The sequence below is a fragment of the Lysinibacillus sp. 38-6 genome (assembly GCF_046245175.1).
Taxonomy (GTDB): Bacteria; Bacillota; Bacilli; order Bacillales_A; family Planococcaceae; genus Lysinibacillus.
Genome location: NZ_CP176417.1, coordinates 1,335,728 through 1,362,543, shown reverse-complemented (window position 1 = coordinate 1,362,543; position 26,816 = coordinate 1,335,728). Strand labels below are relative to the sequence as shown.

Genomic DNA, 26,816 nt, shown 5'->3' with positions numbered 1-26,816 from the left:
AAACTACAAGCGGAGGGAGCATAATTGTGAACAAAAGTGTGCGTTTTAGGCTTTATCTATGTAAAAACACCTAGTATTGACATCAGGTATTTTTTATTTTATGTTTTAAATGATAATGATTTTCAATATCAATTATATTATAACTTTTTTATTGTAAAGCTAGGAGGAATCACAATGAATTTTAATAGAACGAAGTGGAATATGGCCTATGCTTGTATCTTGGCATTACGAGTGTAGGCTGTGGTCATAACGAAGCAAAAACGGCTTCGCAAGATGAGTCACCAGCACAGCAGCAAGTTAACCATGTTACAACCCACGTCCTTTAACAGATGCACTTGGCAATAACGTGGAAGTGCCTGAGTATCCGCAGCGGGTCATTGCGTCTTACTTAGATAGATCATCTCGTCGCTCTCGGTATCACATCATTGGCACAATGGAGTGTACGAGAGGGGGCAATTGTGCAAGCTTACTTAAAAAAGCGTCAATGATTCCATATGACTGGTCTTTTATGATTGAAAGCGGTGATGATGCAAGTGCGAAAGCATTAAGTGAAAAATAGTGGCGTGCGATTCCAGCCGTACAGCTGTCCTAAAGTGCTGAAAAATTAAAGTTGGTTATATACAGGTGCAATTGCCAATACGAAAATAGTGGAGGCTATCGTCAATGCTTTAGCAATATAAAGAATGAAATTGCTGAAAGGATGATGAGAGTAACAATAAAAAAGATATACAGTAGAATTTCATTCCTTGTATATCTTTATCTGTTATTAAGCGCATTGTCCATATAAGAATTTAGTAGCTAATCTCTAGTTTTCAATTTCAATAACAGAATCAATATTTTGCTCATGCTCATTACTAGGATTTACTTTAACTTTTAAACCAAACCAAAAAATGAGGTTGATCGTAACAACGATGAACAGTATCGTTCCAATTACTTTAAGCCACTTCATAAAGCTTTTATCTCCCTTTGATTAAAATTCACTCCATAATTAGATTAAGCTTATAAATCATTATAACCTATTGCAAAATATTATGATTTAGACTTTTTACAACGTGATGAGTTTTGCGCCTCGTTTACTTAGCAAAAAAATTTCTGTATCGCAATTGTTTTCCACATAACAATACAATGTTAGACATATAAATAAAGGTAGCGAAAAAATAATAGCCTCGTGGCATTGTGAGAATTAAATCTAGCCATTTCTATTTCAAGCAAAAAATAATAATAAAATTAAGAAATTCTTCAGTTTCTAGTTAGGAAAAAATTAATATTTATATTCTATATTATAAAAAAAGGGAAATTACGAAACCATTTGAAGAAATAAAACGTATTGGTATTAACAGAACAATATTGAAGTAGGTGAGGATATGGCATATACCATTTACATAGTATTAACGAAGACAGGTACATTATTATCGAAAGCGATAGGAATGTATACTGGAAAAGAGATGAATCATGCATCAATCGCCTTTGACGCAGGTCTCTTTGATATGTACAGTTTTGGACGTAGACAGCTAAATAATCCTTTAAGCGGTGGCTTTTTACGTGAAGATGCTGAATCGGGCCTTTTTGAAACGGCTGATTGTGTCATTTATCGCTGTCGAGTTTCTACTTACCAATACTTAGAGATGGAAAAAATCGTCCATTATATGTATTGCAATCGCGAGCGTTATAAATACAATTTTATCGGGCTTTTTGGCGTGATGATGCAAAGAGAAGTGCGCAGAGAACGCGCCTATTTCTGTTCACAGTTTGTCGCGACACTTTTAAAAATAGGTGGCTTAAAAATCTATCAAAATCCAGCGCTTATGACGCCTGACTGTATTGCACAATTACCTTATTTAGAGCAAATCTTCGCTGGAAAACTCGCCCATTATTTACAAGATGTACGACAACCAGCTATGTTGTATGGGTAAAAGACCCTTATTGTACGTGTTTGTCATTTTTCTGATATAATAATTGACTAGTAGAAGAGATGAGGTGAGAAACGTGCAAATTATTGTAGTGGAAGGTGTCTCATATGCTTGGTTACAACAGTTACAAAAATTGCATGCCCATGTTTTTGATGGTGCGCACCTTAAGCTAGAAAAACTTGAAGCCAAAAAAGATTTATTGTGTATATTTGCCGTAGAGAACGATGAAATGGTAGGATTTAAATTGGGCTACCCTCAACCTGATGGCGTTTTTTATAGTTGGTTAGGGGGAGTCAAGGAAACGATGCGAGGTCGAGGAATTGCAAGTCAGTTGATGATACAGCAACATGAAAAAGTGCAACAACTTGGCTATCAGAAAGTGCGTACATATGGTAGAAACGAGCGCAAAGCGATGCTCATTACAAACATTAAACATGGATTTGACGTGACTTCTACTTTTGTCGATAAAAAAGGGCGTCATAAAATCGTGTTTGAAAAATTATTGAATTGAGGAACTGATGATGAAAGCATATTTAGCAAACGGGTTATTTTCTTTAGGAGATCGTTTAGTCAACGAACGATTAGCAGCAGCTATTCGACAAGCAGTACCAAATATTGAATTATATGTACCGCAGGAGAACGATGCTATTAACGATAAATCAGCATATGCAGATAGTTTAGCTATTGCACAGGCTGATTTAGAGATGTTACAAAAAAGCGATGTCTTAGTCGCTGTATTAGATGGTGTTGAGATTGATTCCGGTGTGGCGGCTGAAATTGGGGCTTTTTCGATGCTTAATCGCCCTATTATCGGGGTGTTTACAGACGTGCGTCAACAAGGTCGTGAAAATATGATGAAAATTGAAGCACTTATTCGTGATGGTATAGAAAATCAATTTGTCTACCGCAATTTATTTGTCATTGGTTTAATTAAGCGCAATGGTGTCATTACTACCTCTATTAATGATGCGGTATTAGCGGTGCAAGAATTACAACCATAAGGATACTGGCCAATGCTTTTATCAACAACGGAGGTTGTTGCAGGAAAAGTAATTGACAAAACATGAGGTTTAGAAAAGGGCAATTTGCGTCCAATCTAGAAATATTGGCCGCGAAATGATGGCAGGGCTTCGAAATATTGTTGGGGCCGAAATGAAAGAATATGCTAAAAATACTTGTTCGTTCAAGAATAATTGCTACTCACGCGATGCAAGAAGAGGCGCAACGCCTTAGTGCAGATGCCATTGTGGCAATTCAATTTTCGACATCATCTGTGATGGATGATACATCCGAAGTATTAGCGTATGGTACAACAGTAAAAATAAAAGCATAACTTGAACAGAGGACTTCAGTTTGAATGAATTGAAGTCCTTTTAATTTTAAAATTATTGATAATACTAACAAAAAAATGGGTTGTCCGACAGTACGGAAATTTAATAGTAAAAATAGTATTGAACTAATTATCCCAAATATATAGAAAATTCATAGTTAAAAGGACTAATAATGTCCATCTCGTTTTGTATAATAAGAGGGTAACTACGTAGAAAGAGTGGGATTTATGGTGGATTCACAACAAAATAAAGGCTATCGTGTCATTTCAATGTTTGACAGATTGATGGATGGTCAAGGAATTAGCAAAAAGCAAGAAGCATTTACACATCAGGTTGGTGAAAAAACCATACAACGCGACTTAGATCAAATTCGAGCGTATATTGAAAAAGCTAAATTAGATTGTCATTTAGAATATGTGCGAACAGAAAAAGTGTACAAGCTGACGAAAACAGGAAACAATGTTTTATCAAAAGAACAAGTATTGGCTATTGTTAAAATACTTATCGAATCAAGGGCACTTTTAAAATCAGAAATGAGCGACATTATCGATAAGCTTATTTCCATTGTTGCAGCGGATAAACAAGAGTTTATTCATAATATTATTTTAAATGAAAAGCATTTGTACGTTGATTTAAATCATAAAAAATCTCTTTTACATTTAATTTGGGCCATTTCAGAGGCCATTCAAAAGAAAAAAATTATTAAAATTGATTACTTACGTGAGGGAGAAACAATTCCTGCACAAAAAATATTAAAACCGCTCGGTGTTATTTTCTCCGAATATTATTTTTATTTAATTGCTTATGATAATAAACATGAGAAGGACTTACCGATTGTTTATCGAATTGATCGCATCCAGCATTTTTTGGAGCTAGATAAGAAGTTTCAAATCCCATACTCAGAACGCTTCCAAGAAGGTGAATTTCGTAAACGTATTCAATTTATGGATGCGGGTGAGCTTATACATATTAAATTTATTTTTAAAGGGCACTCATCTCAAGCGGTTTTAGATCGCTTGCCAACAGCGAAAATATTGTCAAATAAAGCTGGAGCATGCTTGTTTGAAGCGGAAGTTTTTGGACGTGGTATTAAAATGTGGCTTCTTAGTCAAGGGGCAGATATCGAGGTGCTTGAGCCGTTGGAGCTGAGAGAAGAAATGATTGAAACAATACAAGCGATGCAGCAAAATTATCGCTATATGTAAACTGTCGAATATGACTAAAAATCTTTCCTCTTGCCGACTATAGTAAAAAGGGGGATTGCTGATGTATTCACTGTCAAACTTTAAGCTATTAGTGGAAAAACAAGCTGAAATCGATACCATTTATCAAACTTGCAATGAATTAAAAAAAACAACGGTTGCACCTAAAATCGCCTCTGAAGTTCAACAATTTTTTGCCTGTTGCATTTATCAGTTAGAACAACAAGGATTTACGGTGACGACGACATCTTCAAACTTAACAGCTCAATATAAGGAAGCATATATAAAAATCGACAAGCATTCGAAAGACTTGGAAGAATGTATTTTTATTAATTTAAATAATTATATTGAGGATCAACTATCGATTATGTTAGACATTGAGTCCAAACAATTCGATCAAATAACCTCAACTAATCTAGATGGCTTTTCAACGATTATCGAGCAAGTAAATGACAAATTAAATCATGCGAAAAACCTTCAAAGTGCCTGCCAAATGGCAAAGCTTATTTATAAAAATAATGACAATAAAATTTTCCATAGTGCGGATGACGCTGTAAACTATTATTTTAAATAACGGGGCTTTTTAAGCATACTAGGAATACTTCTAGTATGCTTTTTTAGTTGTCTGAAAAAAGGATTATGTAAGTAGTTTACAGAATACAAAGAAGGATAAGGGAGGAATGACATGTTTCCGATTATAGAGACTGATAGATTACGATTAAGAGAAATAACGGCTGAGGATGCAGGGGATGTCTTCCGCTGTTTTTCCAATGATCATGTGACACAACATTATGGGCTTGCATCGTTTACAACTGTAGCACAAGCACAAAAACTAGTAGCAAGCTTTTCTAAAAACTTTCAAGAAAAGAGAGGTATACGCTGGGGAATAGAAAGAAAAGAAGTGAAAGGACTGATTGGAACGATTGGCTTTAATGCTTGGTCACCGCTTCATAAGCGAGCAGAAATCGGCTATGAATTACATCCGGACTACTGGCGAAAGGGCTATGCCAAGGAAGCCATTACTGAAGTGTTGTCTTTTGGCTTTAACAATTTGGCACTTCACCGTATTGGGGCGATTGTTTTTATCGATAATGAAGCATCCAATCAATTACTAATGAAACTTGGCTTTCACAAAGAAGGTATTTTAAAAGATTATATGTATCAACAGGGAAAAGCGTATGATACGTACGTCTATGCCAAATTTAAAGAATAATGGCCACGAGCCCACAGTTAATTTCTAATGAGTGAGGGCTCATGACTTCTCGTATGCAATTAGTCTTTCGTCATTGCGACAAGAAAATGATCTCGATCTGCTTCTTGTTGCATTTTACTATCGACTAACATTGCACCATACTTCACATTTGTCATTTCAGGATCTACTAAAAATTGAACATTTATTTTCGCAGTTTTATTGTTTATAGGACAATTTCCTTCGAATTCAACAACGTCTTGTCCTTTTTGAGTCTGAAAGTAAACCCAATAAGGATTTTGGCAAGCTGAAGAAAATGCCGTTTCTAATGACTTGTTACTATTTTCAATTGAATAATTTTTAACATATGTAATATATTCATTGTCTGTTATATCTTTTTGTGGACCGTAAAAATACCAAAACACCCCTATAATGCCGATTGGTATAATCCATAAAATATTCCGCTTACTTAATTTCCCCATAACCCATCCCCCTTTATATCCATATTTTATCATCTTCATACAGCAATTTGCTAGCTCAATATAATATTTTCTAGTTTAACCTTTTTTCTTCTATATCCGCACAGCAACTCAAGAAAAAATATAGATGGAATTCCTCATACCATGACATTAGAAATTTTAAACTGATTAAAGTAAAATAGTGGTATGGTATGCCACCAACACTCAACGAATGTCGTTTAGTTGAGTTTACGTTTATCTAAATTTTTTAAAGAAGATGTGATAATAATGGGGAAAATCGCTATATTGGCTGAAAAACCGTCGCAAGCCAGAGCGTATGCAGAAGCATTTAAAATTAAACATAAAGAGAAAACATTTATAGAGTTAGAACCATGTTCAACATTCCCAGATGGCGCAATCATTAGTTGGGGGATTGGTCATCTCGTCGAATTGAAGGAACCAAAGGAGTATAAAAAAGAATGGGACAAGTGGTCATTAGATTCGCTGCCGATTATTTTAGATAAGTACGAAGATAAAGTCGTTCGGAATATGTACACGCAGTTTAATGCGATTAAAAAAATATTCCACGATCCTCAAGTGACGATGATTTATAATGGGTGCGACGCGGAGCGCGAAGGATCGAATATATTTTATTCCATTTATAAAATGACAAAAGTACATAAGCCTGTAAAACGTTTATGGATTAACTCTTTAGAGGTCGATGAAATTCGTAAAGGCTTTCAAAATATGCAAAGCAATGAGCGTGATTTGCTGATGTATCAAGAAGCAAAAACACGTCAAATTAGTGACTGGCTCGTCGGGATGAACTGCAGCCGATTATATACATTGTTATTGCAGAAGAAGGGCTTCAAAGGCAGTATTTCCATTGGGCGCGTACAATCGCCAACCGTCTATTTAATTTATAAAAGATGGCAAGAAATCGGGCATTTTCAACCCGAAAATTTTTACGAACTCGAAGGTCTCTTTAAAGCCCAAAATGGTATGTATAAAGGGAAAGCGAAAATAAAAGCCAAAGTGAGGGCGGAAGTTGAGCAGTTATTGCAGCAACACGCTATTTTGCCAATCGATAGTGGTCAAATTACGTCTGTAACAAATAAGACGAAGCGCATTCAACCACCAAAATTACATGCGTTATCGACATTGCAAGCAACAGCCAATAAACGCTGGAAATACAGTCCTGCTCATGTGTTAAAACTGACACAGTCGTTATATGAGAAAAAGCTCGTATCTTATCCACGTACCGATTCCCAACTCATTACGCATAATGAATTCGATTATTTACAAGAATCTTTGCAAAAATACCAGCAGCTTATCGGACAGTCATTTTCGCCCGTTTTAAGAGGTCAACATAAACGCTATGTCGACAGCTCAAATGTTGGTGAGCACTATGCCATTATCCCAACGAAAAAGATACCGACAGCAAAAGCACTACAATCGATGGCTACAGATGAACGAAATATTTATTTTGAAATTGTCAATACAACACTTGCGATGTTTCATCACGATTATGAATATGATGAGAAAACAATTATCACAAATGTCAAAAACTTAGAATTTAAATCAGTTGGGAAAACAGAGCTTGTAAAAGGTTGGAAAGTACTTTTTGCAAGCGATAAAGCGTCTCAAAATCGCGAGGAGGTACTTCCTGTCGTATCCCAAGGTGAAATCGTGCAAAGTAAGGTCGAGATTACGGAAGGGACAACAACACCTCCTAAGCCCTATACAGAAGGGCAGTTAATTACGATGATGAAAACATGTGGTAAGGCAGTTGAAGATGAAAATGAAATCGAAATATTAAATTCAGTAGAGGGTATTGGCACGGAGGCTACACGAAGTGGCATTATCGAGACGATTAAAAAACATGGTTTTATTGAGGTCAAGAAAAATATCGTCAGCATCACACCGAAAGGCGAACTGTTGTGCAAAGCAATTGAAGGAACATTACTTTCAAGTCCCTCAATGACGGCTAAATGGGAAATCTATTTAAAAAAAATAGGTCGTGGTGAAGGGTCCGCCAAACATTTTATCGATCATATAGGCAAGTTTATTCAACAGCTAATGGCTGAAGTGCCGAACAAAATTAATACATTAACAATTGAAGCAGAGCAGTTTACAAAGCCTGTCGCAAAGGATATTGTAACGTGCCCAACATGCAACGTCGGGAAAATCGGCTTGCGCAAAAATTTTTATGGTTGCTCGGACTATAAAAATGGCTGTAAACAAACATTCCCTGAAAGATTGCTAGGGAGAAAACTTTCTGAAAAAAATATTAGAGATTTATGTAATAATGGCAAAACGGCAGAAATAAAAGGATTCAAAGCAAAAAGTGGTAAACAATTTAGTGCTGCCTTGCGTTTAGTAGAAGGAAAAATTGAGTTTGTTTTTAATAACAGTAAGGAAAACGCCAAATAAATGAAATGCGAAATATTTGACAAAAAAATTCATTTATGCTATAATTTACAGTTATAAAAATAGATGATAGAATAAGATTCTCCTGGCCAGGGGAATCTTTTTTTATTGGAGTGGTTTACTGTGAAAAATAATGAATCAAGTCTAACTTCACTCGTATCAGCATTTAGCCGAGCGTATCATGCCAAAGAAGATCGTCCTCTTATTTTTAATGATTATGTAGCGCAAAATTTTCTATTACCTGAAGAATATCAAGCAATTGCTACTAATATGACAAATGGTATTGCATTTTTTAGCCCTAAAATGGCTGAACAACTAAAAGACGACCGGAACGCAATCTTAAAGTGGGTTACTCAAATTCAACTGTCACCAACACCTCTTGCAAGAGCGGCTTATACAGAAAAGGTTGTGCTGCGTGAATGCCAGCTTGGTGCTGAGCAATACGTTATTTTAGGTGCAGGGTTAGATACGTTTGCTTGGCGCCACGCTGCCCTGACAAATGTCACTATATTTGAAGTCGATCATCCGTCCACACAAGCTTTTAAGCGAGCACGCTTACGGCATGCGGGCATTGACAATTCACCTCATGTTAAATTTATTGCAATGGATTTTACGAAAGAACTGTCGCTAGATAAGCTCGTTGCTGCAGGATTTGATTTATCGAAGAAAACGGTCTTCAGCATGCTTGGCGTCACATATTATTTAACAAAAGAAATATTTCAGCAGTTAATCATGCTACTTTTTCAAGATTTACCGAAGGGTAGTTCCATTATTTTCGATATTGCAGATGAACAATTATTTACGAAAGCAGGCATTTTCAATCGTGTACAAAACATGGTACAGATGGCTCGTGCTGCTGGCGAACAGATGGTGTACGCTTCTTCGATAAGTGACTTAGAAAAATTACTTGCGAACGAACACCTATTAATCTATGAACATTTATCACCACAAGCTATTCAAAATCAGTTTTTCGCCAATCGAACTGATGATTTACAAGCGTTTGAAACAATTCATTATATACATGCTGTTAAAAACGAATGGTAATGGCCGTTACTGTCATGCCCCGAATGAAAACGTTTCCTCCTTTATATAGAAGATTAATAATATATCGAACAATGCCATCCATATAAGGGTGGCATTTTCGATGGTTACAGACAATTTAACTAAATAGCACAGACAGTATGATTTTTGCCGCATATTATAATGGAAGAAAGCGCTCTCATTATTGTATAAAAGAAAACAGGGATAGCATGTAGCTCAAGGGATGAGACTGTTTCTTGACAATTGCTGAGGAAGACGAGCCAACGTGGCATTTTATCCGCAATAAAACCCACTTTGTAGCAAGCTCATTTAAGCTAGTTCAAGCGAAAATTTTTATGATTATGTAACATATACGAAAAAAATTTATAAAAACCTTAACTATTTGCTATGAAATCCGTATAATAAATCAAACAGTGCGAAAATTGTCCATTTTTCTCTCGGTAAATTGCGTGAATTTTTTAAATTGTATTGACGTAGAGAACGATAATTTGTACACTGTGTACATTCAATTGTTTTTTGGAGGAATACATTATTTTAAAAGGTTAGGATTTGATAGATATGATCGTATGTAAATTTGGTGGAACGTCTGTAGCAAGTGCAGAACAAATTCAAAAAGTCGCAAACATTGTAAAATCTAATCCGGCACGCAAAATCGTAGCCGTTTCAGCACCAGGGAAACGTTGTGCTGATGATATAAAAGTAACTGATTTACTCATTGCTTTAGCCAACGCAGCAATTCAAAAAGAAAATACAGAAGAAAAAGTCCAGACCGTAGTGAATCGTTACAAGTCTATTGCGGACGGCTTACAGCTGGATCATACGATTTGTGACGTGATTGCTGAAGACTTACGTCATCGTGTGCTTGGAGATACTTCTAACGAAGAATTATTTATGGATAGCTTAAAAGCAGCTGGAGAAGATAACAACGCCAAGCTTATCGCAGCCTATTTTAACTCTATCGGTATGCCAGCACGTTATGTAAGTCCGAAAGAAGGGTTGGTTGTGAATGATCTACCTGAGCGTACGTTCGCCTTACCTGAAGCTTATACAAATTTAGCGCCTTTAAAAGATACAAAAGAAATTATTGTTTTCCCAGGTTTCTTCGGTTACACTAAAGCGGGCATATTGCGTACGTTTGATCGCGGTGGCTCCGATATTACAGGCTCTATTTTAGCAGCAGCTGTGGAAGCGGAGCTTTATGAAAACTTTACGGATGTAGATTGTGTATTTTCTGCAAATCCGAAAGTTGTCAATGATCCTGTTGAAATTAAAGAAATTACGTATCGCGAAATGCGCGAATTATCCTATGCGGGCTTTTCTGTTTTCCACGATGAAGCATTAATGCCTGTTTATAAGATTGGGGTGCCAGTTAACATAAAAAATACAAATAATCCATCAGCCCCAGGTACACGCATCGTACCGAGTCGTCCTGCTACAGGTCGTCCGGTAACAGGTATCTCGGCAGATAGTGGCTTTTCAACGTTATATGTGTCTAAGTATTTAATGAACCGCGAAGTAGGTTTCGGTCGTAAACTTCTACAAATTTTAGAAGACGAAAACATTTCCTACGAACATACACCTTCTGGTTTAGATGATATTTCGGTTATTATGCGATCAAATCAGCTAACACCGGAAAATGAAGCACGTATTTTGGCGCGTGTGAAAGAAGAATTGCAAGCAGATGATGTTCAAATGCGTCATGGTTTCTCAATGATTGTGATTGTAGGGGAAGGTATGCGTAATAACACAGGTCTTGCAGCGCGTGCAGCTACAGCTATTTCGAAAACTGGAGCTAATATTGAAATGATTAACCAAGGTTCATCTGAAGTCAGTCTTGTATTTGGTGTATTACAAGAATATGAAAACCGAATTTTACAAGCGTTATATGGTGAGTTTTTTGCACAAGTGCAAGCATAATTGGACAAAAATACGATAATTTTGAACGAAGCATTTATAAAATTATCTGACAATAAAAAAGAGCTGTCCCAAGAAGCTATCGTTGCATAGCTAATGAGGCAGCTTTTTCATTTTTCGTGTGACTTTCACATTGGATGATTTTACAGTATTCTATCAAACAATAAGGAATAAAGTTTTCTTTTAGCCAGTAATGCTGTAAAATCAAGTGCGTACATAGATAAGGAGGGCATTCGCTTGAAAAGTTTTTCAATGGGTATGATTTTGTCTGTTATCGGGATATTATTTGTCTGTTTAACAATTATGGATATTTTACCTGCATCGACGAAATCAATGAAAGTAGTTTATGTTGGAATCGGTTGGGTCTTTATTATTGCCGGCTCTATTATTCGATTTAAAAATTTAAAGCAAAAGCAATAACAAAATATCAAGAAAATGAATGTTGCAAACGTCAAAGTTATGATACAATTTTAAAGAAAATAGTTCATTTCATGAGATGAAATTGTTTTTGTATACTATACAAAAAATTCAGAAGGTTCAAATTTGCAGTGTATTCATAATTAAAGCGTGAACAGTACAAATTCTTCTTCGTAAGAATTTGTTTTTTTATTTGCCTAAGCAAAAGAGTGTGATGACTTACAAAATAGGAGGTGAGTAGATGGCTGTTGTGCGAAAAGAAGATATAAAAATAGTAGAGCAATATGTTGTGATGGAAACCGCTACGCCGATGAAAGTTGTCTCGTCCGCAATGCATAATCCCGGCTTTGGCTATTATACACATTTGTTAAATCGTTCTGTGCCAAAATCTTACGATGAACGACAACCCCATCAAGAGCTACAACGTTTTTTACAGGCAGAGGGCTATCCTATTAATCAAACGGTGGCGATGATGACAGCGGTATATGCACGTTTTGCAACAATACGAGAATTTACATATGAAGGGATTCACCTTGTCGTGATGATTACAGCTGGATTAGGCAATGCTGTCGATATTACGCGTGCATTTCATCGACAAGAACAGTATTACGCAGGAACAATTAATACTTGGGTACTAATCAATGGGAAATTATCGGATGAGGCATTGTTTCAGGCCATGATTTCAACGACAGAGGCAAAGGTCAAGGCACTGATAGATGAAAACATCACTGATCCTACAACAGATACGCTGGCAACAGGAACGTCCACCGATAGTTTACTTATAGCATCGACGGAAGAGGGGGATTTCCATCAATACGCGGGCCCTATCACGATGTTAGGAAAAATCATCGGTCATGGGGTATACGAAACGATGCGAGAGGCTATTCAAAAGTATAAAAAAGAGAAAGAGGCGAATCCACTATGATTGCATTAGTTATTGCCTGTATCATCGGTCTACTTTTTGATTTACTCGTCGGGGACCCTCCCAAAATGCCTCATCCAGTACGTTGGATTGGGAAGCTTATTCAAGCGCAAACCGCGTTGTGGAATAAAGGTAAGATGCGAAAGTTTCGCGGCATGGTTATGGCGCTTGCTGTCGTTGGTACGACAATGTTCGTTGTGACGGTGATTTTGATGCTTAGTTATCAAGTGAGCATAGTATTTGGTATTCTAGTAGAGGGTCTATTAATAGGCGTTGGACTGGCACAGCGTAGTTTAAAGGAAGCCGCGTTAGCTGTTTATGAGCCACTTGTAAAAGGCGATTTTAAGGAAGCGCGTGTTAAACTATCGTGGATTGTTGGACGAGATACCGACAAGCTTGATGAGGATGAAATTGTTCGAGGCGTTGTTGAAACCGTGTCTGAAAATACAAGTGATGGCGTCACGGCACCACTCTTCTATGCATTTTTATTTGGGGCAATTGGTTTGTGGGGATATAAAGCAGTAAACACATTGGATTCGATGATCGGTTATAAAAATGATAAATACAAAGATTTTGGCATGTTTGCGGCAAGACTTGATGATGTTTTAAACTTTATTCCAAGTCGTTTAACAGGGTTATTGATGGTACTTGGTACAAAAAATGAAACATCTGTGCCGCTCGGCAAACGTTTAAAGCGTTGGGCCCAAGATGCACGAAAACACCCGAGTCCGAATAGTGGTTATTTAGAAGCTGCAACAGCAGTTCAACTTGGCGTGCAACTAGGTGGGAAAAATACATATCAAGGTGTAGCATCGTATAGAGCGACAATGGGTGAAAAATATGTACCATTAACAAAAGAGCATATTGCAACATCGATTATCCATATGCGTGTTGCAACGGTGTTATTTACGCTCGTTATGTTGGCAATGGAGGTGTTTATTTTTGCAATTACCTAATCATGGAGCAAATCCACAAAACGTATACCAGCAGCTCGGCCTGAAAATACCGACGGAAGTATTCGATTTTAGTGAAAATGTTAACGCTGCAGGCCCTCCAGCATTTGTTGAAGCGCGCTGGCGTACATTTTATCCGTTAATTCAACGGTATCCAGATCCAGATGGGGAGCCCTTTTTAACAAAGGTAGTTCAATTTCATCAAATTGACAAAGAGTCAATCGTCTTAGGGAATGGAGCTTCAGAGTTATTTAGTGTGTTAGCTAGACGTTATGCAAATAAACGTGTCCTTGTTGTACATCCAACATTTTCTGAATACGAACGGACATTGAAGGCAGCTGGGGCGAATGTAATGTCAATCGTAGTAGAGGATTTTATTGACTATACATTACCGATGGCGCTACTTTATCAAGAAATGGTCAATGCTGACGCCTTATATATTTGCACACCTAATAATCCAACAGGTGTTTTACCGAAAAAAGAGGAATTGCTACGCTTAATCGCTTATGGAGCAGAAGTGAATTGTGAGCTTGTTTTTGATGAAGCATTTATTGATTGGGTAAGTGAAGCGCATTCTTTAATAAGCTATGTCGCCAATAATGCACATGTCATTGTCGTGCGATCTATGACGAAAATGTATGCCATACCTGGGTTAAGACTAGGGTATTTAATCGCGAACAAAGCGATAGTTCGTGACTTAAAAGCCATGCTGTCACATTGGAATCTCAATGCATTTGCCCTCGTTATTGGTGCAGGCTGTTTAGATGAGCATGAATACTGTCAACAGGCCATTAGCTATGCAATGCAGCAAAGACAATGGCTCCAGCAATTTTTACGAGAAAATGGATGTCGGGTTACCAATAGTGTTACCAATTATGTTTGTTTTTCATTGCCAAGCAATCAACATGCAGATACATTTTTTAGCTATTGCTTAGCGGAGGGCATTGTCTTACGCCATACAAAAAACTTTTTGGGATTAAATGGTGAGTGGTTCCGTATCGGGATTAAAGATGTAGGGGCGATGACTTATTTAGAAAATTGTTTACAGGCATGGTTCAAAGCAAATAAGGGGTGAGGAATGTGACAATTTTTTATCTAGTTCGACATGGGGAAACAGTATGGAATAAAGAGCATCGATTACAAGGATGGCTAGACTCGCCTCTATCAGAAAAAGGCGTTTTACATGCCAAAAAACTTGCGGAACATTTAAAAACCATTCCGTTTACGGCCGCCTACTGTAGCTCAAGTGGTCGTGCGCAAGAAACGATGCGCTATTTGACAGCTGGTCGTCAACTTACAATACAACAAGAGGATGATTTACGTGAGATTAATTTAGGTGATTGGCAAGGAAAAACGGTGGAAGAGATACTAGCAAAAAATCGTTTGGACTATGAATTGTATACGAATTATCCAGCGCAATTTATCGCAACACATACTGAAAGTTTTGGTGCTGTGACGGAACGGGCGATGTACACGTTAAAAAATATTGCGCAAAAATATCCACATGACCACGTGCTAATTGTGTCCCATGCAGTAACAATTAAATGCATCCTCAACGCAATATTAGGTCGTGCAATTGATCAGCTGTGGACAGCACCTTATATTGAAGGGACGAGTGTGACCATTATAGAGCGATTAAATGAAAGTTGGCATGTAAAAGAAATTGGGAGCACGCCACATTTACAATAGAGAGGTGACAACAGTGCCGCTAATTTTTATTACAGGTGGTGTCCGCAGTGGAAAGTCTCACTTTGCTGAAAAAGAAGCTGTTTGGCATTATCAACACAACAATTTCAAAGAAAAACGATTAGTTTATATTGCTTCAGGTGTTGCAATGGACGCTGAAATGGACAAACGTATAGCAAGGCACAAAGCTGATCGACAAAAACAAGCGATGGCTTGGCATACAATGGAAGCACCTTATCGAATTGAAGAGGCTTTCAAGAAAGTAGAAGATGGCGATGTGGTGCTTTGGGATTGTGTGACGACATGGCTGACGAATGCTTTTTATGAAGGGTTTGACAAGGGAACACCATGTGTGGAAACGCCTGGTTGTCTAGAGCAAAAGCTAGGAATGATGAAAAGCGCAGTGCAGACGTTACTTGACAAAAAGGTGACGCTTTTTGTCGTGTCCAATGAACTTTTTGATGAACCTCCTTATAACAATGGAGAAGTGGAATTGTATCGACAATTGCTCGGCCAATTACATCAATGGTTCGTGTCCGTTGCATACGAGGCATACGAAATAAATTATGGTATCGTAAAGAAGTGGAAATAGAAAAGAAAAAGAAGGAAGGCAAGCCGATGAAAACGATATGGCATAGTGTATTGCTGGCAATTCAATTTTTTACAGTTTTGCCTGTACATAAAGAAATTCCGTTATCAAAGAGTACGATTACTGGGATGTTCGCTTTTTTACCTTGGATAGGGGCATTAATGGGAGCAATTGTTGCCAGTTCTATCGCTTGTTTAACAACATGGACTTCGAGCAGTGACATGCTAGTAGCATTTGTCGTTGTTGGATTATTTGCGTTATTTACAGGGGGCTTGCATCTGGACGGTTTTATCGATATGGGAGATGCTTATTTTTCATATCGGGATCGTGAAAAGCGTCTTGAAATTTTAGATGATCCGCGTGTAGGTGCATTTGGCGTCATGGCTGTATTATTTTTAGTGTTAGGAAAATTCGTTGTGCTACATGAGCTTTTAGTGCAGGAAAAGCTATCGTTATGGATGCTCGTTTTTATTCCATTACTGACACGGGTAGGAATGAGCTTTTATTTTCTATCTTTAAAGTGTTCTAAGGAAAAAGGGCTTGCCTATTTTTTTAAAACGCATATCAACCATCGCGCATTGACTAGCTTCATGGTGATAACGCTAGTAGTTGCTTGTTGTAGTGTCATGTTTGTGACAGGTTTGTCAATGTTACCTTTTGTATTGCTAGCTGTTTTAATTGTCGCATTTGTCTTGTTTCGCCAATTTACATTACGCAATTTTGGCGGTGTATCCGGTGATTTACTCGGTGCATCAATTGAGGGAATGGAGGTTGTGCTATGGGTGACATTGTTACTGTGCGCTTAATAAGACATGCACCTACGCAAGAGAACATGGAAAAGCGTTATATTGGTTGGACGGATTCTCCATTAGCACAAATAGCAACGCTTCCTGTTATCGATAACGCTGTCCAGAAAGTGTACGGCAGTGATTTACTGCGCTGTCAACAAACAGCGAGTCGCTATTTTCCTCATGCTCGCTATATAGCAGATGCAAGATTTCGAGAGTCTCATTTCGGTGACTTTGAATGTAAAACATATGATGAATTAAAAGCAGATATTCGCTATCGAAAATGGCTAGATGACCCGATAAGCACATCACCGCCAAACGGTGAGCATTTTGATGTGTTTTGCAAGCGCGTCATTACAGGTTTTTCAGCATTACCAAAAGATGAAGACGATTACTATCTTGTTGTGCATGGGGGCGTTGTACGCGCATTACTTGTCGCTTTTGCACCACAGCAAAAGCCATTCTGGTCGTATCAAGTACCGCATGATCGGATGTTTACGTTAACGTTTGCCAAAGCGGCTTGGAAGGAGGGAGCGAGATGCATGTCTTTATCGGAGGCGCCTATAACGGAAAAACCGCCTATGTAACGCAAATGCTGGCTGAGCAGCAGGTGGCCGTGATGGATGGCGTCTTAGCTGACGTTGTTCCTAACTGTGATGCCCTTCTTATTAAAAATTTAGAACAATGGCTTTTAACACAAAATCTTGAGGACGATGATAAGCTTATTCAGCAAGTGTTAAAAAGGCTTCAAACGTTTGAAGAAACCTGTTCGTTGTATATTATTGTCACCGATATGGGGCGCGGTGTTGTGCCAATGGAAAAACAAGCACGGCTGTTGCGAGACACTTGTGGTCGCTTGTATCAAGCGTTATTTGCAGAAGCACAGCGAGTCGAGCGCATTTGGTATGGCATCGCTGAGCGCATCAAATAAATGTCAAAGCTTCGTTAAGTATAGGCTATTTATTTCTAGAAAAGAGGGAATGGAATGAATCGACAAAAATTAATGACTTTAACTTTAACTGCCATGGTTGCCGCGATTTGTGCCATTGGCGCAGTAATCAAAATCCCATCGTTTGTTTCGACGGCCGCACTGGACTCTGCACCTGCATTTATCGGCGTCGTGTTCTTATCACCTATGTTAGCGGGAGTTGCAGGGCTGATTGGGCATTTTATTACCGCATTAACTTCTGGTTTTCCTTATGGGCCTTTGCATATTATTATTGCTGTTGAAATGTTTATTGTCGTATGGATTTTTGCTGTGATGCATAAAAAAGGTCTGCACTTTTGGAAATGGCCGGTCGCGCTTGTGTTAAATGGTGTCGTAGCACCGCTGCCATTTTATTTCATCATTAGTCCAGCGTTTTTCTGGGCATCATTGCCAGGCATTTTTATGGCAACGGTCATCAACCTTATCATTGTCGCAGTTGTGATGCCCGTACTGTCAAAAGTATTTGTGCGTAAGGCAGGTCGAGCGAATTGAGAAATGCCGTAAAAATAGGACACTTCATTGCCACTACCGACAATGCGGCTGCCATTGGTGAAAAGCCGCAAGATGTTGTGTTTGCATCGGATACATTAACCGCTTATTTAACGGCGCGTGTTACTTTTTTAGAACAGCTTGCAGCTAATGCCATACCGAAGCACATATTATTAGCTAATTTTTCAGGAGATGCTTCATGGTCGCGCTATGTTGCAGGACTTGAGCAAGTTTTTGAAGAAGTAGGGCTGCATTGTCCACCTGTAACCGGTAGTTCAGAATCCAATATGCCGACTTTGCAATCGGGCTTATCTGTGACAATGTTAGGTGAAATGCAACACAGGACATCATTTGAACGTGAAAAACTAAGCTGGTACACATATGGTGTGCCACTCGTTGGGCAAGAAGTGCTTGAACAGTCTGCAGATGTCGCCCAACTTCAGCCCATTTATCGTGCGTGGTGTGAGGAAATTGTACAACAAGTTTGGCCAGTAGGATCGCAAGGACTGCAAGCAGAATTTTCACGACTTTTTGGTCAACAACCGCTAAAAAGTTCGTTGGATGTGGAAAAATCAGCAGGACCTTGTGCGGTTATAGTACTCGGAATTAATCCGCAAAAAGAGCATTTTGCACAAAAATATTTTACGCGAAATTTTGAGAAACTGTGTAAAACTGCATTGGAATAGGGCTTGATTCGAGTAAAAATTCGTTTTTGAAAATTACAAGGGACAAAACGCCTATTGAAACAAGAAACACAATATGTTAGATTGGTTTAGAGATTGAAACACAATATATAGTATGTTGGACAAGCGGTACCAGTATGGTTTAAAAGGGAATTCGGAAATAGAGACATCTAAAGCCGAAGCTGTCCCCGCAACTGTAAATGCTGACAAATAATGATATTGCCACTGTGAAATAACGGGAAGGCCATTATTTGAATGAAGCATGAGCCAGGAGACCTGCCGAGTTGTTCAAAACAGCAACACATCTTCGGGGATTGAGAAGTGGAAGCGAGAGACTTGTCCACTTTGATGTGTCCATGTCCTTCATTTCCATTTCCGATTTTACAGCGATTACGCAGCCGAACTATGGTGTGTGTAATCGCTTTTTTGATGTGTTGGCTGTGAGAAAGGGAGAGAATGAATAGATGACAATGCAAATTGAACAGCAAATGGCTAAGTTAAAGAAAAGTTACACGGAGGATGAGCTTGAAAGCTTTGTAAGATTATCGGATCGTTGGCTACGAAAAAATGAAGAGGCAACGTTTGAAGCTTGGGCAGATGCGATGATTTTACAAACGCTTAGTCTGATTGATGAAGAAGAACCGTATTGGACATTTGTCGCCGCGCAAATTTACTTAGAAAAATTATATAGTCAATTTGCTACAAGCCGTGGTGTTGCGAAGGAAGACGTTTATAAAGTATTTCCGGAACAACTTGCTCGCTATACAGAGGCAGGTCTTTATCACGAATGTTTAACGACAAAGTATAGTGAACAAGAGCTAGTGGAACTTGCATCCTACCTTGAACAGAGCCGTGATGAGCTATTTACTTACATCGGTTTAAAAACATTAATGGATCGCTATGTTGTCCGTGATTACACGAAAGCACCAGTGGAATTACCGCAGGAACGTTGGATGGTCATTGCCATGACATTGATGCAAGATGAAACGGAAAATCGCTTGGAAAAAGTTCGTGAATCTTACTGGGCAATGAGTAATTTATATATGACGGTAGCAACGCCGACATTATCTAATGCCGGGAAAACACATGGTCAGCTTTCTAGTTGCTTTATTGATACAGTGGATGATAGTTTACAAAGTATTTATGACACAAATACCGATGTTGCTACATTATCAAAATATGGTGGCGGTATCGGCGTCTATATGGGCAAAATCCGCAGTCGTGGCTCTTCAATTAAAGGCTTTAAAGGTGCGTCAAGTGGTGTGCTGCCATGGATCAAACAACTGAATAATACAGCTGTTTCGGTTGATCAGCTTGGACAACGTCAAGGGGCTATCGCTGTCTATTTGGATGTTTGGCATAAGGATGTCTTTACGTTTTTAGATTTACGCTTAAATAATGGGGACGAGCGCTTACGTGCACATGATATTTTCACAGGCCTATGTTTACCGGATATCTTTATGGAAGCGGTCGAAGCTCGTGGAGATTGGCATTTATTTGATCCACATGAAGTACGAGAGGTAATGGGCTTCTCACTAGAGGATTTTTATGATGAGCAAAAAGGACAAGGCTCTTTCCGTGAAAAATATGCAGCATGTATTGCCAATCCGCTATTAAGTCGTGAAGTTGTACAAGCAATCGATATTATGAAGCGTATTATGCGTTCACAGTTGGAAACAGGTGTACCATTTATGTTCTACCGCGATGAAGTAAACCGCATGAATCCAAATAAGCACGAAGGCATGATTTATAGTTCTAATTTATGTACGGAAATTTTCCAAAACATGTCGCCAACGCAATTTGAATCGATTACGTTAGAAGATGATGTCATTGTGACGCGTCGTAAACCTGGAGACTTTGTCGTGTGTAATTTATCGTCTGTCAATTTAGGTAAGGCAGTTCCTGCTGATGTGTTAGAGCGTTTAATACCGATTCAAGTGCGCATGTTAGATAATGTCATTGCCTTAAATACTATTCCGGTGAAACAAGCAGAGCGCACAAACGCTCGCTACCGCGGTATTGGACTTGGCACGTTTGGCTGGCATCATTTACTTGCTTTAAAAGAAATTCAGTGGGAGTCAGATGAGGCCGTTGATTTTGCCGATAAATTATATGAGCAAATTGCTTATTTAACGATCCGTGCATCAAATGACCTTGCCCGTGAAAAAGGTGCTTACCCATTATTTGAGGGCTCCGATTGGCAAACAGGTGCTTATTTTGACAAGCGTAGCTATCACAGTGAACAGTGGCAAGCATTGCGTGCAGATGTTGCGAACTACGGCATGCGCAATGGCTATGTGATGGCTGTAGCTCCGAATTCATCGACATCTATTTTAGCAGGTAGCACAGCAACGATAGATCCTATTTTCCAAAAAAGTTATTCGGAAGAGAAAAAGGATTACAAAATTCCTGTGACAGTACCGGATTTATCACCCGTGACAACTTGGTATTATAAGTCTGCGTACTTTATCGATCAAAACTGGACAATTAAACAAAATGCAGCACGTGCTCGTCATATTGACCAAGGCATTTCGCTCAATTTATATGTACAAAATACGATTCAAGCAAAAGACTTACTCGCATTACATTTAAACGCTTGGGCTAGTGGTGTGAAAACGACTTATTATGTGCGCTCGACGTCTGTTGAGTTGCTAGAATGTGAGTCTTGTGCGAGCTAGGAGGAACAATAAATGACAACAATTACAAAACGAAAAATGATGGATAAGGAAGCGCCAAACCGTTCTACTGCTATTGTGAACGGGCGTTCTTCCAATATTTTAAACTGGGATGACGTGCGATTTAGTTGGGCGTACCCAAAATATAAAAAAATGCTTGGGAACTTCTGGACACCATTTGAAATTAATATGAGCAATGATGTGAAACAATTCCCTACGTTATCAAAACATGAACAAGAATCATTCCTTAAAATTATCGGTTTACTTGCGCTACTAGACAGTGTGCAAACAGATTTTGCTGGTAAAGTCGCTGACTATTTAACGGATTCAAGCCTCAATGCCTTAATGATTATATTAGCGCAGCAAGAGGTAATCCATAATCATTCATACTCTTACGTGCTATCTAGTATCGTCAATAAAGATGAGCAGGACCGTACATTTGACTTTTGGCGTACGGAGCCAGTGCTAGAGCGTCGTAATGATTTTGTGATGAAAGGCTATCAGGCATTTTCAGAGGAACCGAACGTTGAAAATATGCTAGAAGCTATTATTTACGATGTTATTTTAGAAGGGTTATTTTTCTATTCAGGATTTGCCTTTTTCTATCATTTAGCGCGCAATCAAAAAATGGTTGCTTCGTCGACGATGATTAATTATATTAATCGCGACGAACAGCTACATGTTGATTTATTTGTGAAAATTTATCAAGAACTGCTAGCAGAATATCCTGAATACGATACACCAGAATGGGCGACACGTGTGCAAGAAATTTTCCGTGAAGCTGTTCAGCTAGAAATCGATTGGGCAAATGAAGTCATCGGCGACAAGATTGAAGGACTTGATGTGGAAGATGTCCATGACTATGTTCATTTCTATGCTAACGTACGTTGTAATCAATTAGGTGTTGAGCGTCCGTTCGAGGGTTACCGCAAAAATCCTTTGAAATGGATTAAAGCATACGAAGATGTAGACCTAGGAAAAACAGACTTCTTCGAGCAACGCTCCCGCCAATACGTCAAAGTCAATGTAGAAGATAACGGCTTTGATGACTTGTAAAAAAACTTTATAAAGTGCCTGGCACCGAAACAATTTTGAAAATTGCAGGAAAGTGATTTAAAAGCGAATGAAGCCACACGAACATCACCTGCAGGCATAACACACAATATAAGCCGCAACATATCGCTCCCTAGCGATCGTTGCGGCTTATTTTGAGTGCCAGGCACGCAAACAATTCTGAAAATTTAAGGTGCATCTATACGCACAAAATATTACGTGACTCGAAAAATATTTGCCAATTGGGAATGATTTTCAGTTATAATGAATAGCGAATGTGATTTACAAGGAACGGAGACGAAACAATGCAGGCAGTTAGACAGCTAGGGCGCTATTTAGGGCCCTATAAATTTTTTACGCTTATTGCACCGCTATTAATGGTGCTGGAAGTAACAATGGATTTAATTCAGCCGACCATTATGCAACATATGATTGATACGGGCATTGCGAATGGTAACAATCCATATGTGTTAAAGATGTTTATATTTATGCTGATTAGTGCCGTTCTTGGCTTGGTTGGGGGCCTTGGTTGCTCAATCTACAGTTCCAAAGCGGCCATTCATTTTGCCTCTGATGTCCGTCAAGCATTGTATGAAAAAATGATGACGTATTCGGCAAAGGAGCGAGATGCGTTTACGACAGGGAAGCTAATTACGATTTTAACGAGTGATGTGGAAAGTATCCAACGTGCGTTTATGATGACACTGCGTATTTTTGTACGTGGTCCGCTATTATTTATTGGTGCGGTAATTATTGTTTTTGTAACCGCTCGTGAGTTATTTTCGATATTGCTCGTTATTGTGCCAATTTTAATTAGCGCAATGTTCTTTTTCACAAAGTATTCAGGTGTTTTATATCGTAAAGTACAAGAGGCAATTGACGGAGTGAATACAAAGCTACAAGAAAACTTAGCAGGCATTCGTGTCGTCAAAGCTTTTCGACGTGAAAAGCATCAAGTCGAGCAGTTTGCCGGATTGAATGACACGCTGACAAAACGCTTTATTACCGCAGAACAAATTGTAGGACTACTCGTCCCGTTTACGATGTTTATAGTAAATCTAGGCATTGTTGCTGCCCTATGGCTTGGCGCCATTAAAGTAGAAGCGGGCACAGTGCAAGTCGGTGTTATTCTCGCGTTTATTAACTATTTAACGATTATTTTAAATGGATTGATGTCTTCTAGTATGGTATTAATGCAAATTGCTCGAGCGCTTCCATCAGGTGAGCGCATTGTGGATGTGCTAAACAAAGAAGTAGCGGTGCAAGAAGCCCCACAACCGATTACATCATCCATACATGGAAACATCGACTTTGAAAATGTGCGTTATCGATATTATGAAACGTCAGAAGATGTGTTGAAAAATATTACATTTTCTGTTAAGGCTGGGCAAACAGTCGGGCTCATTGGGAAAACGGGTAGTGGTAAATCCACACTTGTGAAACTTTTACCACGCCTATTTGATCCAACGAGCGGCAATATCCTGTTAGATGGCAAGCCACTCAAGCAATATGCGTTAAGCACTTTACGAGCACATATCGGCTTTACTTCTCAAAAAGCTTTACTTTTTTCAGGCTCCATAGAGAAAAATATACGCCTTGGAAAGGAAGAAGCCACACAAGGGGAATTAAAACAAGCACTCGATGGGGCATGTGCCACTGAATTTGTTGAAAAGCTTGACCATGGGCTAGCACATGACTTATCACAAGGTGCAACCAATCTATCTGGTGGACAAAAACAGCGTTTAGCCCTAACAAGAGCATTTGTAAGACAACCAGCAATATTAGTTTTAGACGACACTACTTCTGCTCTTGATAGCGCATCTGAAAAGCATGTTCAGCAGGCAATAAATGAACATTTCCAACATACGACAACATTTATTGTCGCCTCTAAAATTACATCGATACAACAGGCAGATCTTATTTTAGTGCTAGAAGATGGCGAAATTGTTGGTCAAGGTACACATCAGCAATTATTACAAAATAACCAACCGTACCAAGCAATTTATGCTTCACAGCAAAAGGCTGGTGAACAACAATGAGTCAAAATCAACCAAAGCAAATCAATTTTGGACGCGGACCTCGAATGGGCGGGCCAGCTGAAAAGGCTAAAAACCAAAAAACGACAATATTACGTGTCTGGTACTATGTAAGACAACAAAAAGTAGGATTGTTTTTATCAATATTTTTTGTCATCGCCTCGACATTTTTAAGTTTAGCAGGACCTTATTTAATTGGACACATCGTGGATGACTATATCATGAAAAAGCAAGTCGCCGGTGCCATTCGACTCGGTCTTGTGTTAGCCTGTATTTTCACAGTAGCCTCCATCTTTACGTGGCTCCAAACGTATGTCATGATTCAAGTGGCAATGAAAACTATTCGTTCATTGCGCCTCGAATTATTTAAAAAACTGCAAACATTAACATTGAAATTTTTCGATCAACGTGCACTAGGTGATTTAATGAGCCGTGTCACGAATGATATTGATAATTTAAATACAGCATTAGCTCAGAGCGTTACACAAATCGTATCGTCTATTTTAACTGTAATCGGAGTAAGCATTGCGATGTTTTCTCTAAGCTGGCAGCTAGCGATTGTCACATTGATTATCATTCCTCTTATTGTTTATACTACGAAACAAATTGTCAAACGCAGTAGTAAAAACTATGCAGCACGTCAGCGTGATTTAGGAAAATTAAATGGCACGATTGAAGAAATGATAACTGGAGCAGAGGTCGTTACTCTTTTCGGTAAAGAGCAGCAAGCCATCGACACGTTCCGTCAACAAAATAACAACCTTCGAAATTCAGCTCAACGTGCAGAAATAACTTCAGGTTTACTAGGTCCAATCAATAACTTTATGAATAATTTAGGGCTTGCGATTGTCATTGGTACAGGGGCATTTTTAGCGGTGAAAGGGCTTGTGACCGTTGGGATTATTGCTGCATTTGTCACTTACACGCGACAATTTTTCCGTCCGCTTAATCAGCTGTCGAACTTATTAAATACGTTCCAATCAGCGATAGCTGGGGCAGAACGAGTCTTTGAAATTTTAGATGAACCAGCTGAAGTTGCAGATAAAAAACATGCGATCGAGCGTCATCATTTACAAGGAGATGTCGTATTTCAAGATGTTTCTTTCAGCTATTTACCGAATCAGCCAATACTGAAGCATATTCATTTCCATGCGAAAGCAGGAGAGACCATTGCACTCGTTGGCCCGACTGGTTCAGGAAAAACAACGATTATTAACCTACTAACCCGTTTTTATGATGTGGATGCAGGTGAAATACTAATTGATGGGCACAATATTGAGGACTACAAAATGGCAACAATTCGTGAACGGGTTGGTGTCGTGTTACAAGATACGTATTTATTCACGGGCACGATTCGTGAAAATATTCGCTTTGGCAAGCTTGATGCGACGGATGCAGAGGTCGAAGAAGCGGCCAAAATTGCCAATGCACATAATTTTATTAAGTACTTACCAGCGCAATACGATACCGCAGTACAGGCTGGGGGAGCTAATTTAAGCCAAGGGCAACGACAGCTTCTAGCGATTGCGCGTGCTATTTTAGAAAATGCCGATATTTTAATATTGGATGAAGCGACATCGAGCGTAGACACCCAAACAGAAGTCGATATTCAAAAAGGACTACAACATTTAATGCAAGGTCGCACAAGCTTTGTTATTGCACACCGCTTGAAAACAATAGAAAATGCCGATCAAATTTTAGTTATTCAACAAGGTGAAATTGTAGAGCAAGGTAACCATCAACAACTAATGCAACAACAAGGTATATACAAAAACCTTCAGCAAAAACTGCTGTTAGAAAAAGAGGAACTAAGTCAATAAAACCAAGGAAAGTTTCATGAGAAAATAATTTATTTTTTCATGAAACTTTTTCCATTATTAGTGGTCTAACAATAAATTAGTAAAAACAATGATTATTGTTTGCATTGTGTGGGGGGAGCGAGCCGATTGTTGAAAGCACAGAAAGATGCATGCTTAGCAGCAGCGATGACACAGTATGGCGATTACTTAGTGCGCGTTTGCTATACATATGTCCAAAACTGGTCAGTTGCATAAGATATTGT

At 38.6% G+C, this 26,816-nt stretch carries 28 protein-coding genes and 1 riboswitch; of the genes, 26 read left to right on the top strand and 2 right to left on the bottom strand.

What is annotated here, in order from left to right; translation table 11 throughout:
• Nucleotides 1-346: 346 nt before the first annotated feature.
• Nucleotides 347-559, top strand: coding sequence for a hypothetical protein (locus ACKVEV_RS07095; protein ID WP_409369702.1), 213 nt, complete (start codon nucleotides 347-349; stop codon nucleotides 557-559).
• Nucleotides 560-805: 246 nt separating this feature from the next.
• Here the strand turns inward: ACKVEV_RS07095 and ACKVEV_RS07090 are convergent, their stop codons facing one another.
• Nucleotides 806-949, bottom strand: coding sequence for a hypothetical protein (locus ACKVEV_RS07090; protein ID WP_409369701.1), 144 nt, complete (start codon nucleotides 947-949; stop codon nucleotides 806-808).
• Between the two features lie 415 nt (nucleotides 950-1,364).
• Between ACKVEV_RS07090 and ACKVEV_RS07085 the strand changes: the two genes are divergently transcribed.
• The 7 genes from ACKVEV_RS07085 (at nucleotide 1,365) to ACKVEV_RS07055 (ending at nucleotide 5,656) form a co-directional block, all read left to right on the top strand.
• Nucleotides 1,365-1,913 carry a hypothetical protein gene (locus tag ACKVEV_RS07085; RefSeq protein ID WP_409369700.1) on the top strand — a complete coding sequence of 183 codons (549 nt, stop codon included), beginning with the start codon at nucleotides 1,365-1,367 and terminating at the stop codon, nucleotides 1,911-1,913.
• Between the two features lie 73 nt (nucleotides 1,914-1,986).
• Nucleotides 1,987-2,421, top strand: a complete 435-nt coding sequence (locus ACKVEV_RS07080; RefSeq protein WP_409369699.1) for a GNAT family N-acetyltransferase — start codon at nucleotides 1,987-1,989, stop codon at nucleotides 2,419-2,421.
• A 7-nt stretch (nucleotides 2,422-2,428) separates the two neighbouring features.
• Nucleotides 2,429-2,911 carry a nucleoside 2-deoxyribosyltransferase gene (locus tag ACKVEV_RS07075; protein WP_409369698.1) on the top strand — a complete coding sequence of 161 codons (483 nt, stop codon included), beginning with the start codon at nucleotides 2,429-2,431 and terminating at the stop codon, nucleotides 2,909-2,911.
• Nucleotides 2,912-3,072: 161 nt separating this feature from the next.
• A complete protein-coding gene (locus tag ACKVEV_RS07070) occupies nucleotides 3,073-3,243 on the top strand; it encodes a heavy metal-binding domain-containing protein (protein WP_409369697.1) in 171 nt (56 codons plus the stop codon).
• A 225-nt stretch (nucleotides 3,244-3,468) separates the two neighbouring features.
• The gene (locus tag ACKVEV_RS07065; protein ID WP_409369696.1) at nucleotides 3,469-4,446 is read left to right on the top strand and encodes a helix-turn-helix transcriptional regulator; all 978 of its coding nucleotides are present in this window, start codon (nucleotides 3,469-3,471) and stop codon (nucleotides 4,444-4,446) included.
• Between the two features lie 61 nt (nucleotides 4,447-4,507).
• A complete protein-coding gene (locus ACKVEV_RS07060) occupies nucleotides 4,508-5,017 on the top strand; it encodes a hypothetical protein (RefSeq protein ID WP_409369695.1) in 510 nt (169 codons plus the stop codon).
• 111 nt (nucleotides 5,018-5,128) lie between these two features.
• On the top strand, nucleotides 5,129-5,656 hold the full coding sequence (locus tag ACKVEV_RS07055; RefSeq protein WP_409369694.1) for a GNAT family N-acetyltransferase: 528 nt from the start codon (nucleotides 5,129-5,131) through the stop codon (nucleotides 5,654-5,656).
• Between the two features lie 59 nt (nucleotides 5,657-5,715).
• Here ACKVEV_RS07055 and ACKVEV_RS07050 read toward each other — a convergent pair whose 3' ends face one another.
• The gene (locus ACKVEV_RS07050; protein WP_409369693.1) at nucleotides 5,716-6,114 is read right to left on the bottom strand and encodes a glucosamine 6-phosphate synthetase; all 399 of its coding nucleotides are present in this window, start codon (nucleotides 6,112-6,114) and stop codon (nucleotides 5,716-5,718) included.
• A 264-nt stretch (nucleotides 6,115-6,378) separates the two neighbouring features.
• Between ACKVEV_RS07050 and topB the strand changes: the two genes are divergently transcribed.
• The 18 genes from topB to ACKVEV_RS06960 all read left to right on the top strand — a co-directional run bounded on the left by topB (nucleotide 6,379) and on the right by ACKVEV_RS06960 (nucleotide 26,574).
• A complete protein-coding gene (gene topB, locus ACKVEV_RS07045) occupies nucleotides 6,379-8,523 on the top strand; it encodes a DNA topoisomerase III (RefSeq protein WP_409369692.1) in 2,145 nt (714 codons plus the stop codon).
• A gap of 120 nt (nucleotides 8,524-8,643) precedes the next feature.
• Nucleotides 8,644-9,564 carry a class I SAM-dependent methyltransferase gene (locus ACKVEV_RS07040; RefSeq protein ID WP_409369691.1) on the top strand — a complete coding sequence of 307 codons (921 nt, stop codon included), beginning with the start codon at nucleotides 8,644-8,646 and terminating at the stop codon, nucleotides 9,562-9,564.
• A 555-nt stretch (nucleotides 9,565-10,119) separates the two neighbouring features.
• On the top strand, nucleotides 10,120-11,478 hold the full coding sequence (locus tag ACKVEV_RS07035) for an aspartate kinase (protein WP_409369690.1): 1,359 nt from the start codon (nucleotides 10,120-10,122) through the stop codon (nucleotides 11,476-11,478).
• Nucleotides 11,479-11,712: 234 nt separating this feature from the next.
• Nucleotides 11,713-11,895 (top strand): hypothetical protein, encoded by a 183-nt coding sequence (locus ACKVEV_RS07030; protein ID WP_409369689.1) that lies wholly within the window; start codon nucleotides 11,713-11,715, stop codon nucleotides 11,893-11,895.
• A gap of 238 nt (nucleotides 11,896-12,133) precedes the next feature.
• Nucleotides 12,134-12,817 (top strand): adenosylcobinamide amidohydrolase, encoded by a 684-nt coding sequence (locus ACKVEV_RS07025; protein ID WP_409369688.1) that lies wholly within the window; start codon nucleotides 12,134-12,136, stop codon nucleotides 12,815-12,817.
• On the top strand, nucleotides 12,814-13,770 hold the full coding sequence (gene cbiB / locus ACKVEV_RS07020; protein ID WP_409369687.1) for an adenosylcobinamide-phosphate synthase CbiB: 957 nt from the start codon (nucleotides 12,814-12,816) through the stop codon (nucleotides 13,768-13,770). The genes ACKVEV_RS07025 and cbiB overlap by 4 nt, the downstream gene beginning before the upstream one ends.
• A complete protein-coding gene (locus ACKVEV_RS07015) occupies nucleotides 13,757-14,842 on the top strand; it encodes a pyridoxal phosphate-dependent aminotransferase (protein ID WP_409369686.1) in 1,086 nt (361 codons plus the stop codon). Before cbiB ends, ACKVEV_RS07015 begins: the two co-directional genes overlap by 14 nt.
• A gap of 5 nt (nucleotides 14,843-14,847) precedes the next feature.
• Nucleotides 14,848-15,456, top strand: coding sequence for a histidine phosphatase family protein (locus ACKVEV_RS07010; RefSeq protein WP_409369685.1), 609 nt, complete (start codon nucleotides 14,848-14,850; stop codon nucleotides 15,454-15,456).
• A 13-nt stretch (nucleotides 15,457-15,469) separates the two neighbouring features.
• Nucleotides 15,470-16,045 (top strand): bifunctional adenosylcobinamide kinase/adenosylcobinamide-phosphate guanylyltransferase, encoded by a 576-nt coding sequence (locus ACKVEV_RS07005; protein WP_409369684.1) that lies wholly within the window; start codon nucleotides 15,470-15,472, stop codon nucleotides 16,043-16,045.
• Nucleotides 16,046-16,071: 26 nt separating this feature from the next.
• Complete coding sequence (cobS, locus tag ACKVEV_RS07000) at nucleotides 16,072-16,848, top strand: adenosylcobinamide-GDP ribazoletransferase (protein WP_409369683.1); 777 nt, start codon at nucleotides 16,072-16,074, stop codon at nucleotides 16,846-16,848.
• A complete protein-coding gene (locus ACKVEV_RS06995) occupies nucleotides 16,821-17,417 on the top strand; it encodes a histidine phosphatase family protein (RefSeq protein ID WP_409369682.1) in 597 nt (198 codons plus the stop codon). Before cobS ends, ACKVEV_RS06995 begins: the two co-directional genes overlap by 28 nt.
• Nucleotides 17,369-17,761 (top strand): bifunctional adenosylcobinamide kinase/adenosylcobinamide-phosphate guanylyltransferase, encoded by a 393-nt coding sequence (locus tag ACKVEV_RS06990; protein WP_409369681.1) that lies wholly within the window; start codon nucleotides 17,369-17,371, stop codon nucleotides 17,759-17,761. The genes ACKVEV_RS06995 and ACKVEV_RS06990 overlap by 49 nt, the downstream gene beginning before the upstream one ends.
• 54 nt (nucleotides 17,762-17,815) lie before the next feature.
• The gene (locus ACKVEV_RS06985; RefSeq protein ID WP_409369680.1) at nucleotides 17,816-18,310 is read left to right on the top strand and encodes an ECF transporter S component; all 495 of its coding nucleotides are present in this window, start codon (nucleotides 17,816-17,818) and stop codon (nucleotides 18,308-18,310) included.
• A complete protein-coding gene (locus ACKVEV_RS06980; protein WP_409369679.1) occupies nucleotides 18,307-18,993 on the top strand; it encodes a hypothetical protein in 687 nt (228 codons plus the stop codon). Before ACKVEV_RS06985 ends, ACKVEV_RS06980 begins: the two co-directional genes overlap by 4 nt.
• 107 nt (nucleotides 18,994-19,100) lie before the next feature.
• Nucleotides 19,101-19,289, top strand: a riboswitch (cobalamin riboswitch).
• Between the two features lie 165 nt (nucleotides 19,290-19,454).
• Nucleotides 19,455-21,668 carry a ribonucleoside-diphosphate reductase subunit alpha gene (locus tag ACKVEV_RS06975; RefSeq protein ID WP_409369678.1) on the top strand — a complete coding sequence of 738 codons (2,214 nt, stop codon included), beginning with the start codon at nucleotides 19,455-19,457 and terminating at the stop codon, nucleotides 21,666-21,668.
• A 12-nt stretch (nucleotides 21,669-21,680) separates the two neighbouring features.
• Nucleotides 21,681-22,721 (top strand): ribonucleotide-diphosphate reductase subunit beta, encoded by a 1,041-nt coding sequence (locus tag ACKVEV_RS06970; RefSeq protein WP_409369677.1) that lies wholly within the window; start codon nucleotides 21,681-21,683, stop codon nucleotides 22,719-22,721.
• A 302-nt stretch (nucleotides 22,722-23,023) separates the two neighbouring features.
• Nucleotides 23,024-24,757 carry an ABC transporter ATP-binding protein gene (locus ACKVEV_RS06965; RefSeq protein ID WP_409369676.1) on the top strand — a complete coding sequence of 578 codons (1,734 nt, stop codon included), beginning with the start codon at nucleotides 23,024-23,026 and terminating at the stop codon, nucleotides 24,755-24,757.
• Nucleotides 24,754-26,574, top strand: coding sequence for an ABC transporter ATP-binding protein (locus ACKVEV_RS06960; RefSeq protein ID WP_409369675.1), 1,821 nt, complete (start codon nucleotides 24,754-24,756; stop codon nucleotides 26,572-26,574). The genes ACKVEV_RS06965 and ACKVEV_RS06960 overlap by 4 nt, the downstream gene beginning before the upstream one ends.
• The last annotated feature ends 242 nt before the right edge of the window (nucleotides 26,575-26,816 follow it).

What these genes read in the sequence shown, in the direction of transcription:
- ACKVEV_RS07090 (WP_409369701.1), bottom strand. Translation starts at nt 949, where the DNA reads ATGAAGTGGCTTAAAGTAATTGGAACGATACTGTTCATCGTTGTTACG.
- ACKVEV_RS07085 (WP_409369700.1), top strand. Translation starts at nt 1,365, where the DNA reads ATGGCATATACCATTTACATAGTATTAACGAAGACAGGTACATTATTA.
- ACKVEV_RS07075 (WP_409369698.1), top strand. Translation starts at nt 2,429, where the DNA reads ATGATGAAAGCATATTTAGCAAACGGGTTATTTTCTTTAGGAGATCGT.
- ACKVEV_RS07070 (WP_409369697.1), top strand. Translation starts at nt 3,073, where the DNA reads ATGCTAAAAATACTTGTTCGTTCAAGAATAATTGCTACTCACGCGATG.
- ACKVEV_RS07065 (WP_409369696.1), top strand. Translation starts at nt 3,469, where the DNA reads ATGGTGGATTCACAACAAAATAAAGGCTATCGTGTCATTTCAATGTTT.
- ACKVEV_RS07060 (WP_409369695.1), top strand. Translation starts at nt 4,508, where the DNA reads ATGTATTCACTGTCAAACTTTAAGCTATTAGTGGAAAAACAAGCTGAA.
- ACKVEV_RS07055 (WP_409369694.1), top strand. Translation starts at nt 5,129, where the DNA reads ATGTTTCCGATTATAGAGACTGATAGATTACGATTAAGAGAAATAACG.
- ACKVEV_RS07050 (WP_409369693.1), bottom strand. Translation starts at nt 6,114, where the DNA reads ATGGGGAAATTAAGTAAGCGGAATATTTTATGGATTATACCAATCGGC.
- topB (WP_409369692.1), top strand. Translation starts at nt 6,379, where the DNA reads ATGGGGAAAATCGCTATATTGGCTGAAAAACCGTCGCAAGCCAGAGCG.
- ACKVEV_RS07035 (WP_409369690.1), top strand. Translation starts at nt 10,120, where the DNA reads ATGATCGTATGTAAATTTGGTGGAACGTCTGTAGCAAGTGCAGAACAA.
- ACKVEV_RS07025 (WP_409369688.1), top strand. Translation starts at nt 12,134, where the DNA reads ATGGCTGTTGTGCGAAAAGAAGATATAAAAATAGTAGAGCAATATGTT.
- cbiB (WP_409369687.1), top strand. Translation starts at nt 12,814, where the DNA reads ATGATTGCATTAGTTATTGCCTGTATCATCGGTCTACTTTTTGATTTA.
- cobS (WP_409369683.1), top strand. Translation starts at nt 16,072, where the DNA reads ATGAAAACGATATGGCATAGTGTATTGCTGGCAATTCAATTTTTTACA.
- ACKVEV_RS06995 (WP_409369682.1), top strand. Translation starts at nt 16,821, where the DNA reads ATGGGTGACATTGTTACTGTGCGCTTAATAAGACATGCACCTACGCAA.
- ACKVEV_RS06990 (WP_409369681.1), top strand. Translation starts at nt 17,369, where the DNA reads ATGCATGTCTTTATCGGAGGCGCCTATAACGGAAAAACCGCCTATGTA.
- ACKVEV_RS06985 (WP_409369680.1), top strand. Translation starts at nt 17,816, where the DNA reads ATGAATCGACAAAAATTAATGACTTTAACTTTAACTGCCATGGTTGCC.
- ACKVEV_RS06975 (WP_409369678.1), top strand. Translation starts at nt 19,455, where the DNA reads ATGACAATGCAAATTGAACAGCAAATGGCTAAGTTAAAGAAAAGTTAC.
- ACKVEV_RS06970 (WP_409369677.1), top strand. Translation starts at nt 21,681, where the DNA reads ATGACAACAATTACAAAACGAAAAATGATGGATAAGGAAGCGCCAAAC.
- ACKVEV_RS06965 (WP_409369676.1), top strand. Translation starts at nt 23,024, where the DNA reads ATGCAGGCAGTTAGACAGCTAGGGCGCTATTTAGGGCCCTATAAATTT.
- ACKVEV_RS06960 (WP_409369675.1), top strand. Translation starts at nt 24,754, where the DNA reads ATGAGTCAAAATCAACCAAAGCAAATCAATTTTGGACGCGGACCTCGA.